The 18083-nt window shown below is 43.6% G+C and carries 14 protein-coding genes and 1 pseudogene; 7 read left to right on the top strand and 8 right to left on the bottom strand.

Annotated features, from left to right (window positions below):
- Positions 1-3: 3 nt before the first annotated feature.
- The 6 genes from WKT20_RS08105 to WKT20_RS08080 all read right to left on the bottom strand — a co-directional run bounded on the left by WKT20_RS08105 (position 4) and on the right by WKT20_RS08080 (position 7254).
- Entirely contained in the window at positions 4-1161 is a 1158-nt protein-coding gene (locus tag WKT20_RS08105) for a Rid family hydrolase (RefSeq protein ID WP_118165866.1), read from the bottom strand.
- A gap of 19 nt (positions 1162-1180) precedes the next feature.
- Positions 1181-1906: a hypothetical protein gene (locus WKT20_RS08100; protein WP_340417186.1), complete on the bottom strand. Its 726-nt coding sequence runs from the start codon at positions 1904-1906 to the stop codon at positions 1181-1183.
- 10 nt (positions 1907-1916) lie between these two features.
- Positions 1917-3131, bottom strand: coding sequence for a porin (locus WKT20_RS08095; RefSeq protein WP_117702451.1), 1215 nt, complete (start codon positions 3129-3131; stop codon positions 1917-1919).
- 26 nt (positions 3132-3157) lie between these two features.
- Entirely contained in the window at positions 3158-4576 is a 1419-nt protein-coding gene (locus tag WKT20_RS08090) for a di-heme oxidoredictase family protein (RefSeq protein ID WP_409072374.1), read from the bottom strand.
- Between the two features lie 104 nt (positions 4577-4680).
- A complete protein-coding gene (locus WKT20_RS08085) occupies positions 4681-5859 on the bottom strand; it encodes an imelysin family protein (RefSeq protein WP_181976339.1) in 1179 nt (392 codons plus the stop codon).
- Positions 5860-5889: 30 nt separating this feature from the next.
- Complete coding sequence (locus WKT20_RS08080; RefSeq protein ID WP_117702448.1) at positions 5890-7254, bottom strand: hypothetical protein; 1365 nt, start codon at positions 7252-7254, stop codon at positions 5890-5892.
- Positions 7255-7763: 509 nt separating this feature from the next.
- Here WKT20_RS08080 and WKT20_RS08075 point away from each other — a divergent pair.
- Both WKT20_RS08075 and WKT20_RS08070 read left to right on the top strand, forming a co-directional pair.
- Positions 7764-8980: pseudogene (locus tag WKT20_RS08075) on the top strand (transposase).
- Between the two features lie 184 nt (positions 8981-9164).
- Positions 9165-10001, top strand: a complete 837-nt coding sequence (locus WKT20_RS08070) for a helix-turn-helix transcriptional regulator (protein WP_118244732.1) — start codon at positions 9165-9167, stop codon at positions 9999-10001.
- Position 10002: 1 nt separating this feature from the next.
- On the opposite strand, the gene uxuA is transcribed toward WKT20_RS08070, so the two are convergent.
- Entirely contained in the window at positions 10003-11184 is a 1182-nt protein-coding gene (gene uxuA, locus WKT20_RS08065) for a mannonate dehydratase (RefSeq protein ID WP_340417185.1), read from the bottom strand.
- Between the two features lie 18 nt (positions 11185-11202).
- Positions 11203-12018, bottom strand: a complete 816-nt coding sequence (locus WKT20_RS08060; RefSeq protein ID WP_317346108.1) for an SDR family oxidoreductase — start codon at positions 12016-12018, stop codon at positions 11203-11205.
- A 115-nt stretch (positions 12019-12133) separates the two neighbouring features.
- Here WKT20_RS08060 and WKT20_RS08055 point away from each other — a divergent pair, with 115 nt between their 5' ends.
- The 5 genes from WKT20_RS08055 to WKT20_RS08035 all read left to right on the top strand — a co-directional run bounded on the left by WKT20_RS08055 (position 12134) and on the right by WKT20_RS08035 (position 17617).
- Complete coding sequence (locus WKT20_RS08055) at positions 12134-13000, top strand: AraC family transcriptional regulator (protein WP_117703009.1); 867 nt, start codon at positions 12134-12136, stop codon at positions 12998-13000.
- Between the two features lie 263 nt (positions 13001-13263).
- On the top strand, positions 13264-13656 hold the full coding sequence (locus WKT20_RS08050; RefSeq protein ID WP_223805063.1) for a LytTR family transcriptional regulator DNA-binding domain-containing protein: 393 nt from the start codon (positions 13264-13266) through the stop codon (positions 13654-13656).
- A gap of 12 nt (positions 13657-13668) precedes the next feature.
- Positions 13669-14172: an energy transducer TonB gene (locus WKT20_RS08045; protein WP_117703011.1), complete on the top strand. Its 504-nt coding sequence runs from the start codon at positions 13669-13671 to the stop codon at positions 14170-14172.
- A gap of 7 nt (positions 14173-14179) precedes the next feature.
- Positions 14180-15295 (top strand): tetratricopeptide repeat protein, encoded by a 1116-nt coding sequence (locus WKT20_RS08040; protein ID WP_131201014.1) that lies wholly within the window; start codon positions 14180-14182, stop codon positions 15293-15295.
- Between the two features lie 36 nt (positions 15296-15331).
- Positions 15332-17617, top strand: a complete 2286-nt coding sequence (locus tag WKT20_RS08035; protein WP_117703013.1) for an outer membrane beta-barrel family protein — start codon at positions 15332-15334, stop codon at positions 17615-17617.
- Positions 17618-18083: the final 466 nt, after the last annotated feature.

Here is an 18083-nt window from a genome sequence, read left to right as displayed (position 1 = left end):
AAACTAAAAATCAGGATACTGTGTATGCTTCATCATTTTTGTACCCATGCACTCCATCTCTATCAGCCAACCCGGACGACAGACAGGAGCCAATAGAATCACTTTTGGTATTTCCGGGAAACGCTGGTCGAACATCTCCCGTACTATGGTATAATCTGCTGCATCGCGCAGGTAAACCAACATCTGTCCGATGTCATCGAACGACATTTCTGCTTCCTTCAACAAGACCTCCACGTTTTCCCACATGCGTTCGGTCTGTTTCCGGATATCGCCCGGATACACCACTTCACCCCTGTGATTGATACTGGCCGTACCGGATATAAAAACCTGACGTCGGTCGCCATAATCCACATACGTACCACGTTCAAAACTTACTCCATACTCATACGTAGGATTCAAATGAGTCGGTGCATATAAATAATGAATCTGTTCCTGACGGATACCTAATACGGCATACGTATCCATCTGTACCAGTACCTGTGTATCGGCATGACGCCCGCCGATACCGGTACTGGCTATATAATGTGTTTGTGGTGTCAACCCCTGCGTCACAAACACTTCGTTACGGGCTTTTACCACTCCGGCATAATTCACATCTACATTCTGTACAAAAAACCAGGTACGAATGCAGTTCTCGGCCAGATGCCCTCCCTGTGCAATCAGTTGCAGGATATAATCATTCAGCAGCAAACGAGTCTGGTATTCTGAATTGGCCGCCCGGTTACAAGCCGAACCACCCCACAGATGGCGGTAAGCCCCATGTGACACTTCGAACAATCCGCTTTCCAGCGCACGACATTGCACACCGGATTGCAGATATACCCATAAAGCTATTTTTGTTCCGTTCAGTGGGGGCTGTTCCACAATCGAACAGGCACAGACCGAGCTTTCCGGCACCTGTACCGCCAGCCAGTCGGCCTGATTGGCAGCATCGCTTAAAAAATAACGCTTGAACACAGCAACAGCTCCCTTCAACTCATTCTCCAACAGCTGATAATAGGTATCGAGCAAAGTATCCAATTGCTCCTGATACGTCAAAGAAGGCTGGGTAACATGAATCATCACATGGTATTCAGCGACTCCTTCAGCCGGTTCAAAACGTGAAATTTCTACTAATGTATTTTCTTGTGACTTGTGGTTTCGTAGTTGTTTGTGGCTCATATTCATACTATTTTAATATTCAAGGTTTGGCACCTCCATTTATCCAATCATCTATCAAGTTCAATAATACCGACTCAGCCGAAAGAATGTCCTGATGGTCATGGTGCACGTGACCGTTTTCATGCAGTACCTGATACAAAAAGCTGTTTTCCGCATCTGCCGGTTTCACCCTCATGACTTCCGGATTCACTACAGACGGGACATTTACCAGCTGTTCATAGCTTTTTCCTGTAGTCAGGAACAAATGCCCTGCCGCTGAAGTGCTTCCTCCATGGCAACTGGCACAGCGGAAATCAAACACTTGCTGTTGCACAGCTTGGAACATGCCGACTTGCTGTGCACCCACGTCCATACGAATCGTGTCTTCTGCCGTTTCCGAGCAATCGACCCTGGCAAAGGTCACTACCCGCTCTCGAATGCGGTTAATCACGCACAATTCGATTTGAGTGACTTCATCTGTCACTCCCGACATCACCACCTGGACCGTACCATCTTCTCCTATCTGCGAAGGCATCACATTGGCAGAGGTCAGTGCATATTCACTTTTCGCATCAAAACCGGCTACAGCTACCGTATATCCGGAGGGCCAGGTATCCATACCCGTTACCTTTCCGGTGAACTTCACCGTACGTCCGCCTTCTGCCGTAGCAGGCACCGCTTCATAGATACGTCCTTCATCGCAGGAGACCAAGCATAGGATTCCCAGCCCCAAGAGTATCCATCCATACACATTTCTTTTCATCATACCCTCCTCTTTAGAACGTGTACTGAAGCATCACCGTGGCATTATGGGTCGCTATACCCAAGTCGTCATTGTCACGGTCAAGTTGTGTATCGTGTCCCCAGCGTCCTACAAACTGATACATAGCCTGTAGTTTCAGGTTGCAGCCTTTAAAGAAATAGTTTACTCCCACGGCCGGCATATTCATGAATCCGTTTGTATCCATTCCGTTACGGTTGAAGAAATCATAACGTGCCGTAGCTTGCAAGCGGGAAGTCACAAAATAGCCTCCCTGTACGTATCCACCCAGGTAGTGATACCCCTGGTCAATTTTCTGCCGTTTGGTAAAGCCCACGTGCATGTAATACATTTCCGCTCCCAGATAGAGTTTTCTTTTCAACATGGCAAACTCCAGTCCGGCACGGTAATCGTTCGTACTTTCATTTTCACTCTCCACATTCAATGAAGTGGATACTCCCAGCATCAACTTGTCTTCGTTCAGCCGGTTAGGATTTCCCTGCGTAGAGAGCATCACTCCTTTGGGCATATAGGTAAAGCGTCCGGCATAAAGCAAGGAAGGAATGTGCCAGTCGTCACTGAAGGTCTTTCCTGCCGTATTCACCGAAATACCCGTACCATTGAAAAGTCCCACTTCATAACCAAACTTATCCGCCAGCAGCCCGTGTACTTCCACTCCCAAGTCGAATCCTGTTCCGATATTGGGAGTCACGGCATTCAACGAATAGGGCAGAATCACTGGAGCGGTCAGCGACAACGGCAAGGAGGGCATCAAGGTTTCTCCTAACGTAGTCAGGTAAGCATGCGAAAAAGGAGTCTTAAACTTACCCACGCGGATAGAAAACTGTTTTTTCAGCTCCACATCGAACCAAGCCTGCTGCAACAAGGCTGCGCCCGTAGCCGCTGCATTCAGTGACAGATTGAACGACACTTTGCCAAAGGCTTTCCCTGTAAAGCCCAACACTGCATAAGGAATAGCAAAGCCTGAGTTAGCCACATTGTCCTGATTATAGGCCTTGTCCAGTCCTTCATCATCATACCAGTTGAAGTTGGCACTTGTCTGCACTAACAGATAAGGCTTGAACACAAAATCTCCTTTCTTAGAAGCGATGGTAAATCCTTCTCTCCCAGCCAACGACACGATACCATTTTCCGTATCCTCTTCATGTTGTGCCAGTGCTGTCAATGGCATTAACGCAGACAGACACAAGGCAGTCAGTATTTTTTTCATAAGTTATCAGTTTCTATACTTAATGATTAAAGTGAATTTAAAAACGCAATCAAGGCATCACGGTCTTCCTTACTCATGCGCTTAAACAAGTTTTTCGAAGCTTCCGCCTCTCCTCCGTGCCACATGATAGCCTCTACGAGGTTACGAGCGCGTCCGTCGTGCAGGAAATAGGTATGTCCGTTCACCACTTCCTGCAAGCCGATGCCCCATAATGGAGTGGTACGCCATTCATTCCCCCGGGCCAGACCACTTACGTAATTGTCGTTCAAACCCACACCCATAATTTCCGACCCCATATCATGCAGCAGAAAATCAGAATACGGATGGATGGTCTGATTGCCCAACCACGGTAGTTCCGTACCGTTCAGCAGTGTGGCTCCTCTTACTTTTGTATGCAGCGTAGTCACATGGCAAAGGTGACATTTCGCCTCATAGAATTTCTGTTCTCCTTTCTGTACCTGCGGATCATTCACATTCCGGCGGGCCGGCACACCCAGGCAGTGCATATACAAGTCCACATCCTCCATGTCCTCGGTCGACACGTCCAGCTGGTCGTACGAAAGTCCCATCATACTGCCCTGATCCATCTGTATCTGTCCCTCACATATCTCCTCAGGATAACGGCTGTTGGTCACCCCCATGTCACTGGAGAATCCTAATTCCACCGTCAAATCGGCATGCTGTGCCTTGTTGCCCGAAAGTCCCAAACGAGTTACTCCACGCTCACTGATATAATTGCACCGTCCGCTAATGCCGTATTCAGGGTAATTACTTTTGGCAGCCAATGCTTCGATTTCTTTCTGGTCGAGTGCCATCATCTGCCCCATCCCCACATGACGTAACGGTATACGGACAGAACAGAACAAATCTTCCGGACGGATACTATCGGCATACCACTCCGTAATGGTATAGGTCGGTTTGCAAAGTTCATAAGTTTCTCCATCGGGAAATTCGAATGTCTGGTAGTCATACTTCACTGACAATTTTCCCTCCGGTTCCACCCCATAAATGGCCTGATCATGAAGCACACGGCCGTAGTTCTGGAAGAAGGCTCCGTTCTTTCGGGTGATATATACCAACATGGAAGAAAAACCGTAATTTCCTGAGCCACCTTCACTCCACAAGGTAGGCTTGGTACGTCCGGCATTGCGGTGACAACTACCGCAAGAATAACCGGCATACACGGGACCTAATCCACCATCCTGATTACTACTGGTACGCACATCGTCATACAATCCATCTCCGTCGTTGAAACGGCTGCTGTAAATACCCGACAGCCACGACGCTTCAAAATCATAAGCTTTCGAAGAAGTCAGAAAATTAGTAGCCGTACCGGCTGACAGTGCAAAGCCTTCCGGCACCTCCACGTACTGCTGGTCGGTTCCTTCTCTCTCACAGCTCCATAGAAAACAGGGGAAAAGTCCGTATAACAAAAGTTTTACTATTCTCATTTATTCTTCTCTTTTTCGGAAACATACAGAGGAAGTAAAGGAGGACTTCCCCTTCTTTACTCCCCTGCCTGTCATTCATCAAAAATTTATCTTCATGCTTAATCTACCGTACGTGCTTGTCCGTCTTTGAACAACAGAAATTCCAGGGTATGGAAACCACGTACATTCTGTGCGGCAGAAATGGCTTCACTGTCTTCAGAGTAATCGCCACTCCATTCCATCTGGCTGTAATCCCCTGAATTCAGGATGTTCACGATGGCAGCCTGGTCAAGCGGCCAGCTGTCCATGTTCGGGTCAAGTCCCTGATCGGCTACCGGGCCAAACAGGAAAGCCTCACTCTTCTCCCACGGTTCACGGGCACTAATCCACGCATCACAAGCATCCTTGAAAGCCTGGTTGGTTGGGTTGGCTGCCAGCGTATTCACCTTATCATACAAAGTAGCCACTCTGTCTTTCAGGTCTGAATAAGTGGGTAATACCACAACATCCACGTAGTTCTTTACCACCGGACTCAACACTGCTTCCGACAATGCATCACAAGCCGGTTTCACTTTATCTTTCAACAATACACTCAGTTCACTGCAGGCTTCCTGAGCCGCCAGACTCTGTTCGCTGTTGATATGGTTACGGAACGGTTGCGGGATGGCTAAAATCTTATCGTAAGCATTCTTGATGGCCGACAAAGTATTATCTGCCAATTCCTGCTGTCCGTTGCTCACCAATACCGTGTACAAAGATTGCGCAGCCACCTGAGTTTTATCAATAGCGGCTCCGCTAATCAAAGCCTCACTGCGCACGCCGCAGAAAGCATTACAAATAGATACGATGTTATTGGAATAGTCTTCGCGCGAATGCCAGCTATACCACGATTCCACGGCGTAGAGGGCTTCTGTCACCTTCCCTGCCTGGTATTTAGAATATGGGTCACCGATTTTTGTTTCTCCCACCTCATTAGCTATGTCTACACAACCGTCTATCACTTGCTGCACGCAAGAACCTGCACTGTTGAACGGTGCCCCATGATTTTTAAAGGTCACAGCATAACTTTCACCTCCCTTGTAACTGGTAGCCCAATAGCCATACAAGTCGGAAGCATCTTTGCGGAGTAAAGTAACTACTGCCTTCATGTAGTTGTTCCAGCTCGTCGCGTTTTCCGACGTATAGTCAATGTTGGCCGCATCGGTCGGTTCTGTCGGTGTGTCTTCGTTACTGCACGCTGTCATCGAAAAGGTCAGCCCCATTGCCAAGGCTGCCGCATAAAAGAAATTCTTTTTCATATACATAATAGTTTTTTAGGAGTTAATAAATCATTTCTTGAAAAACCAGCCGATGTAGGCCAAGCCAATGGAAAACTCATTTTCACTGGTATACGGTCCGGTACCGAACATCTTTCCTGTACCAATCTGACGGGTAGTATAGTCTGCCTTCACCACCAGATTAGGCAAAGCAAACCAATTCAATCCAGCCACCCACATGCTGACCTTGTTACGCAAGTCCATGGTCTGCCCGGCTTCTCCTTTTTCTTGCGGATTATAGTATTCATAGCGGGCAAACGGATAAATCACAGGAACTTTGGGATTGTGATTGAAAATGGAACGCAGGTTCACACCCACTTCTCCGGCATAGCTGACCGCATTTTTAGCTACCGGAACCACGCGGCTGTAAGAAGCATTGTTCGACAAACGTACATTCTTGCTGCTAATAAACTTTGAGTTGCTCAGATTACCATAGACCACATTGGCACGTGCGGTCACATAGTCATTCTTGTATTGCAAGTCGCCTGAATAAATTCGTAGCGGTGCTTTCTGTCCCTCGTAGAAATTGGGTTTGTCGGAATTACCTGCCGTATTGGCACAATAATAAAAAGAACCTCCCACACGCAGCCCCGGCACTCCACGGTAATCTACACGAAGCACATACCCCGGAGAATTGAAATTATCTTCCTCAAACAAGCCCTGCTTACCGCTGGCTACCCAGGTATTCCGGTCGAACCCGTTGGCATTCAATCCGGCCACCACCAGCACCTGATAGTCGAAAGTGGCATATCCTTTTCCCAACGTACCGAAAAACTCAATACCCGTTTCATGCCAGGTAGATGGCAGGATGGTGGTTTCACCCTCCGGTCGCACTGTGCCGAAGAAATTAATCGGTTCGTGATGTGCATTGGTCAATCCCACCGGCACAATCATGTGTCCTGCCCGTACGTTGAAAGCCGGATGAATAAGACGGGTGATATGAAACTGCTCCAAGGCCACTTCTCCCCCTTTTTCCATTTCCGTTTCATATTCGCCGTTTTCCGAGTTCTCCAGCTCCATGGCAGACCCGGTTCCTCCGGCTTCAAATTCGATTTCTGCGCTCAAAATCCATTTCGGAGTAAACTTATAATCCATTGCCAGCACAAAGCGCGGAATAGAAATCGTGTTCCGATGATCACGGGTGTTTCCATTGGGATTACCGTAATAACGATTGATGCCATAATCCTTAAAACTGGCCACAACTTCTCCATAGCCTCCTACACGGAAACGGGTATATTCGTCATTGTCCGTATGCTGTTTGCATGCTGTTACATTTCCGTATACTTCAGCCACCTGCACCGAATCAACTTCACTGGCCGAAACAGCTCCTACGGCACAGCAAAGAGCGGTTAAAAATAAACTAACTTTTTTTTTCATTTCTCTGCGATTTTTGAACACCGCAAAGGTAGACTACACAAAAAAGGCTATCAATACCTAAAAATTACGAATTTTACAAACAAAAAGATACTGAATTATAGGTAGAAGGAAATTTCTTTATAGTTCAAAAGGCATATCACATAAATCACTGATTTACTAACACATATAAAATTCAGGAATAATTCAGCCTGCTACTTCACTCCATCAAACGTTTGAAAGATACCTAAAAAAGAGTAGTCATTCTATACCAATGAAACACCAGCCCTTACTTATAAAGCGAACAATACTTCGGTAAATTTTTACCGAAAAATTAAAAGTTAAACAATAAAACCGGCAAAAGTCGGTTCGGAAACACTAAAGAGGTCATTGAAATGTTGTCAAAAACGAATGGTTAAGCATGAAGAAATGTGCTGAAAAAAATGTGCTAACCTGCTGATAATAAAGGTAAAAAAAACACTGCATAATTCGTTGGTTTTTAGTAAATTAGAAGTCCCTGAACTCTTCTGATTATGACTAAAGAAACACTCCTTATGCAATACCAATCCGAGTGCCTGTCGGCTCTCAAATCAGTAGCGAATATACACAAACCTTTTGAAAAAGCATTCATGGACACCATGAAATTATTCATGGCCATCCCAGATCGTATAAATTTCCTTCAATTGGGCAGATATGGCTGTTTCTCAGAACAGACTTATCGTAACCTTTTTGAGCATGAAACTTTCGACTGGTTTGCGTTCAACGGATCTATCATCAGCAAGCATCTCACAGGCAAAAGAAAAGCCATTGCCATCGACCCTTCCTATATTCCCAAATCAGGCAAGAAGACACCTTGGATAGGTTACTTCTGGTCTGGTTGTGCAGGAGAATACAAGCGTGGACTGGAAATCATGGGCATCGGTGTCATTGACATCGACAACCATGAATGCATGACTTTAGGTTCCATTCAGACACCGGATTGTAAGACCTTGGATAATATGGACAAGAACCTCGTTGACTGGTACAGCAGCTATCTTATCAGTAGAAAAGACAAGCTACAGAGCCTGTCCAGAACGGTGGTTGCAGACGCATTCTTTTCCAAGGAAACATTCATAACACCTATGTGTGAGAACGGTTTCCATGTCATCAGCCGCTTTCGGAATGACGTAATCCTGTACTATCCGACATTGGAACAGAAAACAGGAAAACGTGGCCATCCCAAGTGGTTTGACGGCAGGATTGACTTTGCCAATCTGGATTTGACCCGGTGCAAGGAATACGAGGTGAACAAGGGAAAGCTATACGGATTGAGGGTTTATGCTAAAGCTTTCAAAAGGTATGTTTCTTAGCCATCTGGTATCCGATGGACGGAAGAACAGACAAGTGGCAGCTTTATTTCTCTACAGACGATTCCATGGATGGACGCGAGGTGCTGGATTATTACAGAACCAGGTTCCAGTTGGAATTTTGCTTTAGAGATGGCAAGCAGCATGCAGGAATCACCAACTGCCAGTCTATCGACTTCAGGAAATTGGATTTTCACTTCAATGCATCGCTTGCTGCTGTCAACTTGGCCAAAGCGGCATGTAAGAGGCTCGGAATAACCTATTCCATATTCTCCTGCAAGTCTTTCATACACAATGCTTATATGCTTGAACGATTTATTTGCGTGTTTGGGATTAGCCCAGACCCGCAAGTTATTGACAAACTTTTCAAAGAACTCATTTTATTTACTGCCAGAGCCGCTTAGGCTTGGCGAATTTTTAACGAACTATTGTCTTGTCATAATATCCTTTTTTTTAAAACGCTGCAAAATTAGACATTATGACGAAGTTTTCATCTTCCTTTTACCGCACAAAATTTTTCAAAATCGGAACTAGCTCCTCTTTTTCTCGAAGAAAAACCGTATTTTTGTTTCATAAAACCATCTTCACATGGATATTTCCTTATTATCATCTCTCACCGCCATCCATTATGATGAAGGCAATCTGGCCTTTCTGAAAGCTTCCCTGCTCCATTTCGACTGTGGCATTCAACTACAATGCACCAGCGGAGAAGGTATTCTCTCCACCGGTGCACAGCAATTTCACCTACACAAAATGTCAGAACTTATTTTCTGGGAAGGAAGTATCATGCAACTTATAGATGCATCCGATGATTTTCACGTCCGCTTTCTGCTTTATCCCAAGAAGCTCTTTCTACAGGCAGCCATTTCACTCGACACCACGTATTTCAACTACATGAGAGAGTTTCCACAATACAACCACGAAGAAGAAAGCTGGAAAAACATCAGTCTATGGATGAACATGGGACAACTGCTTTTTACCCAGCCTCCTTCTGCATTCAGCGAACGGCTGGAACTGAATTTCCTGCAAGGTATGCTGATGTGGCTTTTCAGTTCCATTCCCGACACGTACGTATCAGTGGCCGAATCGTACACCCGGAAGCAACTTTTGTTTCACAGGTTTATGCACCTGATTCACGAACATGCCGCACAAATGCATCAGGTATCGTTCTATGCCGGAAAGCTCTGCATCTCTCCGCGTTACCTGCACGAAATTACGGAAACCTACTCCAACGGAAAGACTCCGAAAGCGCTTATCGACGAACAGCTGACTGCCGAACTGAAAGTCCTGCTCAACAATCCGGCTTTATCCATTGCAGAAATAGCCTCCCTCTGTCAGTTTCCGGACTCTTCTTACCTGAGCCGTTTTTTCAAGAAAAATACCGGCATCTCTCCCAAAGAGTACCGCACGCAAAAACAGCCCTGAGTTATATCATCCCGCTGGTCATTTCATCACGGACTGCTGCCATCATACCTTCCACTTGTGCCAGGGCAAACATACGTCCGTAGAAAGAGTAACCGGGATTGTATCCTTCTTTTTCATCGCCCAGCATCGTACGTCCATGGTCTACTCGCATGGGCAGTCCGGGATTTTCTTTCTCAAAAATACGGATTAGCTCCAGCAAATGACCTCTTCCGGCCAGATGTGATGTCTCTCTGAAATCTCCTTCAGGCAATATTTCCGTACTGCGAAGATGGACAAAATGGGTTCTCCGAGCAAAGCGGCAGGCCAGTTCACGGGTATCATTCTGACTTCCGGAGCTCAAGGAACCGGCACAGAAAGCCAGTCCGTTATGCGGATTGTCCACGGCATGTAGCAGCCAGTCAATGTCTTCTTCGCTGGTGACAATACGCGGAAGACCGAGCACCTGAAAAGGAGGATCATCCGGATGAATACACAGATTAACTTCATATTCATCGCACACCGGCATCACTGCTTTCAAGAATTCACACAGATTTTCTCTCAGCTTCTGGCGGTCTATTCCTTTATATAATGCAAGCAGTTCACGGAACTTACGGACAGGGTATTGTTCTCCCTCCTGAATGTTACCGTCGATAAACCCTTGAGTTTTAACAATAATCGTATCTATCAGTTCGGCTTTTTCCTCAGGAGTAATATGGCAGTCCAGTTCTTCCACCTTCTGCAATTCTTCCGGTGAATAATCACGCTCCGCTCCTTCACGCTGCAAAATCTTCAAGTCGAAATAGGCAAAACGTATCCGGTTAAAGTAAAGCGAAGAACTTCCGTCGGGCAAGGCATAATGCAAATCTGTACGTATCCAGTCGATGACCGGCATAAAGTTGTAGCACACGGTCTTCACTCCGCATTTCCCCAAATTAGCCAGACTGATTTTGTAATTCTCTATCAAGGCATCACGCTCAGGGCCACCGTATTTGATAGCCTCGCACACCGGAAGACTTTCTACAACCGACCACCTCATGCCGTACGATTCAATATAGTTTTTCAAGTCATTAATCGCCTCTGTGGTCCAAACCTCTCCGTTGGGCACCTCGTGAAGCGCTGTCACAATGCCTTCCACCCCAATCTGCCGAAGCATGGAAAGCGTGATGCGGTCTTTCTTACCAAACCATCTCCAAGTCTTTTCCATCGTTACCGTTCCCTTAAATTATACTCCACTGAATGAACTGAATCCTCCGTCGATGGGCAAAGTAACTCCCGTAATGAAGCTGGCCGCCTCACTGCACAGGAACTGTACGGCTCCATTCAGTTCTGAGATGTCACCAAAACGCTTCATCGGAGTCTTGGCTATGACTTTCCGGCTACGTTCCGTCAGCGAACCGTCAGGATTTATCAGTACGGCACGATTCTGGTTTCCGATAAAGAAACCGGGCGCAATGGCATTCACGCGAATTTTCTCACTGAACTTCAAGGCCATTTCCTGAGCCATCCAGCGGGTGAAATTCTCTACTGCACTCTTGGCCATGGAGTAGCCCGGCACACGGGTAATGGCTTCATAAGACGCCATGGAAGACACATTGATAATACTACCGCTTTTCTGTGCGGCCATAACTTCCCCGAACACCAGGCAAGGATATACCGTACCGTTCAGGTTCAGGTCTACCACCTTGTTCAAGTCTTCCACCTTCATATCGAACACGTGCTGCGTTTCAGCCAGCGTACCTCCCGGGATATTTCCTCCCGCTGCATTGACCAGGATATCTACCCTTCCCCACTGGGCCAGCACTTTTTCTTTCACCTCCCGCAAACTGTCCATGTCGAGCACATTGCAGGTAAAACCGCAAACTTCTCCCCCGGTCGTTCTAAGTCTTTCCAACGCTTTTTCCACCCGGTCAGAATGTGCTCCAATCACTACAACTTTGGCTCCGCCCTTCAACAGGCCTTCAGATATGTTACTTCCCAATACCCCGGAACCGCCTGTAACTACAGCCACTTTTCCGGATACATCAAACAAACTGTTCATATTATGTCCATTTTTATCTGCCCCAAAGTTAGAGGAGAAATAAACATGAACATTTGCCAATTTTTGCAGGTTATTTGCGTAACTTTGCAGTATCTTACTTTTTCCTTTTCCTAACATGAGAAAGATACTCAATGAACAACTGGATATTACGGATGCCCACCCGCTAAAGGCCCGGTTCTACGATTACAAGAACTTCACTTATCCCTGGCACTTCCATAGTGAGTTTGAAGTGATTTACATCGAAAAGGGATATGGCCTGGGAATGGCAGGCGACGGCATGACCGATTTCTCCGACCAGCAACTGTTTCTTTTAGGTTCCAACCTTCCTCATTACCTGGAAAACGCACCGGAATATGACTTGAAGGAAGAATTAAGAGTGAACGGGGTTATCATCCAGTTTGAAAAGGATTTCATGCAATATGCTTTCTCGCACTACAGCCAGTTTCAAGGTATCAATCGCCTGTTGGAAGAGGCACAAAGAGGACTGCTGTTTTCACTATCCAATTGCACGGATGATATTCCGCAGATAATAAAGCGCATCCCACAAAAAGAAGGGGTGGGACAAATAGTGGAGTTCCTGCAACTGCTGGATGCACTGACGCATCTTACTCCAGAAAAAGTCATCTCCTCTCCTGCCTACGATCCAATTCCAGCGCGGTTTAACGGACGAAAGATTGAAAAGGTCATGGCCTTCCTCAACAAGCATTACACCCAGCCAATCTGCCTGGAGGATGTAGCCTCATACGCTGCCATGAACCCAACTGCCTTCTGCCGTTTTTTCAAGGAAAACACCGGAAAAACATTCAGACACCATATCACGGACATGCGAATTGGCTATGCCTGCAAACTATTATTAAACGGGAAATGGAATATTTCAGAAATCAGTCTGGAATGCGGCTTTGAATCAGTCGCACACTTTAACCGGTGCTTTAAAAAGCATATGGGGATGACACCGACTTCTTACCGAAAGAAAATTCAATAATAGGCATATTATCAGTACATTACAATTTTCGCTTCATAAAGTAATAATTGCCACCTCAAAACGCAAGTACGTTTCCTCTCAAACGCAAGTACGTTTTGATTAAAACGCAAGTGCATTTTAGATTAAACGCAAGTGCGTTTGAAGTGAAACGTACTTGTGTTTCAAACAAGGCACAAAGACCTATTGAATTTCATAAAATGAAACGGGGATTTCATAAAACGGTTCACTTGACAAAGTGACTATATCCATAAAAATTCTTTCATTTGCATAAAACAACATCACGTTTAGATGCTATGATTGAATATTTAATTGTATCCAACAATGCCCTTTTAGTCAGGGTTGCCAATAATGATATCGCTTATATCAGTTCAGATGGAAGTTACACTACCATGAAATTGATAAATGGCGAGGATTATACTTTTTCTTTTAACTTATCATCCTTTGAAAGAATTATCGAGCAACAACTAAAAAATAGTGCCAAAATGTTTATCCGTGTTGGCCGAGGATTGCTAATCAACAGTAATTTTATTTACGTCATCAATATCAACAAACAAGAACTGATTTTAGCGAATACAAGTTCTCCAGTCAAATACACACTTCATGTATCCAAAGAAGCTTTGCGAGGATTAAAATCATTAATTGAAAAAACAATTTAATACAGGTATATTATGAAAGAAGAAAATGATGTATACTTTTTGGGAAGCGAAAGGAAAACACCTCATAGAAAAAAAACAATATACATATTAGCTTCTGCGGTTATATTGCTATTCATTCTATTAGCTGGAAAATGGCTTCTGTCACAAGATAAAAAAACAACAGAAGACAAAATGCTACAAACCATATCCGTATATCCGGAAGATCAAATAACCCGGCAACCTCGTTTTGACAAGGATAAGGACATAACAGCCTTTTACCAATGGTTCGGTCAGAATCTGAAATACCCCGAAGGTCTAGAAAACATAAAAGCAAAAGTAATTGTCCGGTTTGTAGTAAACACAGATAGCACACTTTGCGACTTTAAAGTGCTTGAAGCTCCCAAAGAAAGAGCTTTTGAAAACGCTGTAATCACATTGCTGAAAGGTTCTCCCAAATGGTCTCCCGCAGAGCTGGCCGACGGGACAAAAGTGAGAATAGAATTTACGCTACCTGTTTCTTTCCAACCTGAAAAATAAAAAAGATATGAAAATATTTATGTTTATATGCTACCTAGCAGGAATTACCATTTGTCAAGCCTCATCTATCATCTTTGAAAAAACTGATACAGCAGACTGGAAGATAATGTATGCTCAAGGAGAAATCTGCTTTCAGAAACGTCAGTTTCTGAAAGCTTTAGAGAGTTATCAACGCGCTCTGCAACTTCACTTCTCCGATACATTGGTACATGCCGTTGCAAATTGCTATTACCAAAGAGGCTATTATCAAAAGAGTATCAGGCTATATCGCGACTCTTTAAATCATGACACTTCGGAACAAAAGCTGGATTTGTTGGCCAAATGCTATGACAAACTGGAATTACCCGATTCGGCATTGATGTATCGGCGCCAAATGGCTGAACAAAACATTGAGAATCAACCTAATGTATTGTCATTAGTACAGAATTGCCTCACGCTGGAGATACCTGATACCGCACTTTACTATTTAGAAAAATACACCGAAATTGACTCTACCGATCTGGCTATCAACAGATTGAAAGCACATGTATACTATGAGTCAGAACAATACCAGAAAGCTATTGATTTGTATCAAAAAATAAAAAAGGAAGGAGACAACCAAGCCAGTACCAACTACTATTTAGGATTGTCGTATGCACGTCGGGACAGTTTCTCACAAGCTTACGATTACTTGAGACTTGCAACAGAACAGACGCAACGAAAAAATGTGTATATCCTTTCTCAATATGGAATTGCGGCCAGCAACCTGGGATTCTTGAATGAAGGAAATGAAATCATTGATGAAGCTATCGTTCTGCTGCAACCCGACAAAATGCTAATATCTTTCCTTTATGAAACCAAAGCCTCCAACTATACCTCATCACGCAAATACGAAGAAGGAATCAAGTGTCATAAAAAAGTATTGGAGTACAATCCGCGCAATTACATGAGCCTTTTTCGTTTAGGATATTTGAATCATTTAATGAAAAATACCAGTCAGGAAAAAACCTGGTTCGAAAAATTCTTACAAGCAGTTCAAAATGAAAACAAGCAAGACTTCTACAAAAAATCCATTGAATATGCAGAGGAACGTGTAAAAGCCATCAAGACGGAAGAATTCTTCCAGGGGAAAAAGAGTGAGTAAGTATCTTTGATTTGTTATTTCTTAATTCGTTATGCAATGAAAGCCTTTCGTTGGTTTCTAAATGTTATCGTTGTATGGTCAATGCACTTAAATGCAACAGCTCAAACAATACAAGGAAGAGTCATTGACACAGATTCATGTGCAGTAGATGGAGCCACCGTGATTTTGCAATCCGTTGATTCCGCTTTTGTGGAAGCTTCGATTACGAACTCCGAAGGATATTTCCTATTTCACAACCCCCAAAATAATTTTCGTCTGATAATTCAGCACCTTCTTTACCACACCTTTGAAAAGACTTATGCAGATATTCATGTTGGCAATATTGTATTATCTCCCAAAGACCACACATTAAAAGAGATAGTTGTAAAAGGTGAACGCCCTTTGGTAACAGTAAAAGGTGACAGGTTAGCATATGACATTCCTCAACTGACTGCTGATAAACTGGTTACCAATGCCTATGAAGCTATCCGAAAAGTACCCGGCATCCTTGAGCAAGAAGGAACCTTAACACTGGCAGGAGCTGGTAAAATTCATCTCATATTGAATGGACATCCTTCATCCATGAGCTATGAACAAATTGTAGCGTTACTGAAAAGCACCCCGGCATCTCGATTAGAGCAAATTGAAATAATGTACACCACTCCACCACAGTATCATGTACGTGGAGCTTCAATCAATATCCGTTTGAAAAATTATAAGAAAGGAGAAGGCGGTTTACAGGGGGAAGTATCTGGCAACTATGTACAACAGAATGAAGCTGGAGGTGGAGGAGGTCTGTCTCTTGCACATATGAGTCCCAAACTGGATGTCGATTTTATGTATCATGTAAACAACATGTATACCCGACAAGGAAATGAGTTGAAAACCAAACACATCGTTAATGAGGAGTTATATAACATCAACCAATATACAGATGGAGACGGAAGAAAAACCAAACATACATGGCGTTTAGGAAGTACGTATAAGTTTAACGAGAACAGCAGTTTAAGTGCAGACTATACAGCCAGTTTCACCCCTGAAAACCAAAGCAACTTACGAGCTACCGGCAATTTATTCCAATCCCAAAATATTTATACAGATAAAGTACAAATGCATAATGCATCACTCAATTATATATCAGGATTTGGCCTAAACATCGGAGTAGACTACACTAATTATAGCAATAAAGAAGAACAAGCATTCTCTACTTATTCTTCCACAAATGATGTTGCCGATTTCATAAGCCAGTCGAATCAGAATATTAACCGATTGAAAATTTATACCAACCAGAAGCACTCTCTATCCTCTTTCTGGGAAATAAATTACGGTGCTTTTTTTGCATTTGTAAGCAATCAGAATAAACAGAAATACAACCAAAGTGAATTAGAAAACCGTAACACCGATTCTAAAATTCATGAATATACCTATAACATATATAGCGGATTCAAATATCGTTTTAGCCAGAATTTAGACGTGAGTACCTCAATAGCACTGGAGTACTACAAAATGATGGATTATAAGAAATGGGCAGTTTACCCTATGATTCAGGGGAATTATATCATTTCTCCCTCACACATCCTTCAGCTGTCTTTCAGTTCCGACAAAACTTACCCTGACTATTGGGTGTTAGGAGGTGCCACCACTTTTTTGAACAACTATCAGCTATCTGTTGGCAATACAGCCTTAAAACCATATACCAACTACTCGGGAAACCTTACCTACATCCTCAAACGGAAGTATATTTTCCGTTTGAGTTATAGCTACAAACCAGATTATTTTACACAAATGGTTTATCTGAACCCCTCACAATTACAGGTTATCTATAATTTCCAGAATTGGGATTATATGAGCCAATTCGGATTAACCTCTGTTCTTCCCTTCAAATTAGGTGAATGGTGGGACAGTCAACTTGTATTAAACTTGATGTTGAAACACGATAAAGCTGAAAGCTATTTTGACGCTCCGTTTAACAACAAAAAATGGATAGGAGTTGGCATGTGGGACAACACCTTCACACTAAGCGGCAAACCGAATATCAAATTAGAATTAACCGCATTTGGACAAACAGAAGCTATTCAAGGCAGTTATATCATCAGACCTTTAGGTGGGATAGATATGGCAATCCGTTACACACTTCCAAATGGAAATGCCATGTTACAGCTAAAAGCCAATGATATTTTTAACTCCAAAAATCCACATACAAAAGTACGTAATGGGAATCAATGGTTAGACATGACAACAAAAGAGTACGAACGGGCACTGACTCTTTCATTCAGTTACAAGTTTAAAGGATATAAAGAGACTAAAAAGCAAGATATGGATATTTCACGTTTTGGCTTTTAAAGATACCATGTTACTTCACTTAAGGAAAAGGCTTTCTATTCATACTGCCTAAAAAATTATACTTAAACAATGAAGCCCTCAGGTTTTTACGTTGACCCATTTTTACGTTGCCCCCTAATACTCATACCGAGCATACAACACGAAAAAAGCGACTATCTTTTTCAAGATAATCGCTTTTTTCTGAGTGATCCGCCTGGTATCTGAATTTAGCCCTTTTTATTCTCAAATATCAAGCGGTATTTTATTCTGTATCAGAGTCTTCCGACATTCAATAAATATGTTCGATTTGAGCGAGTAACACAATGCGGTAACACGGTTAATGAACACTCACGGCGAATTCTCTTAGTCCGCTCTGATTGCAAATATACATTTTTATTTTGGTTTGCGGTTCTTTTTATGGGGCTAAATCTTGCTTTCATACTTTTACGGCAACAATTTTCATGTTCAGCCGCCTTATCCGAAACAT

Origin of the sequence: Phocaeicola sp. ICN-14070, assembly GCF_037892625.1 — a bacterium.
GTDB lineage: Bacteria > Bacteroidota > Bacteroidia > Bacteroidales > Bacteroidaceae > Phocaeicola > Phocaeicola plebeius.
The sequence above is the reverse complement of the archived record's forward strand: the minus strand, read 5'-3'. Positions and strand labels throughout refer to the sequence as shown.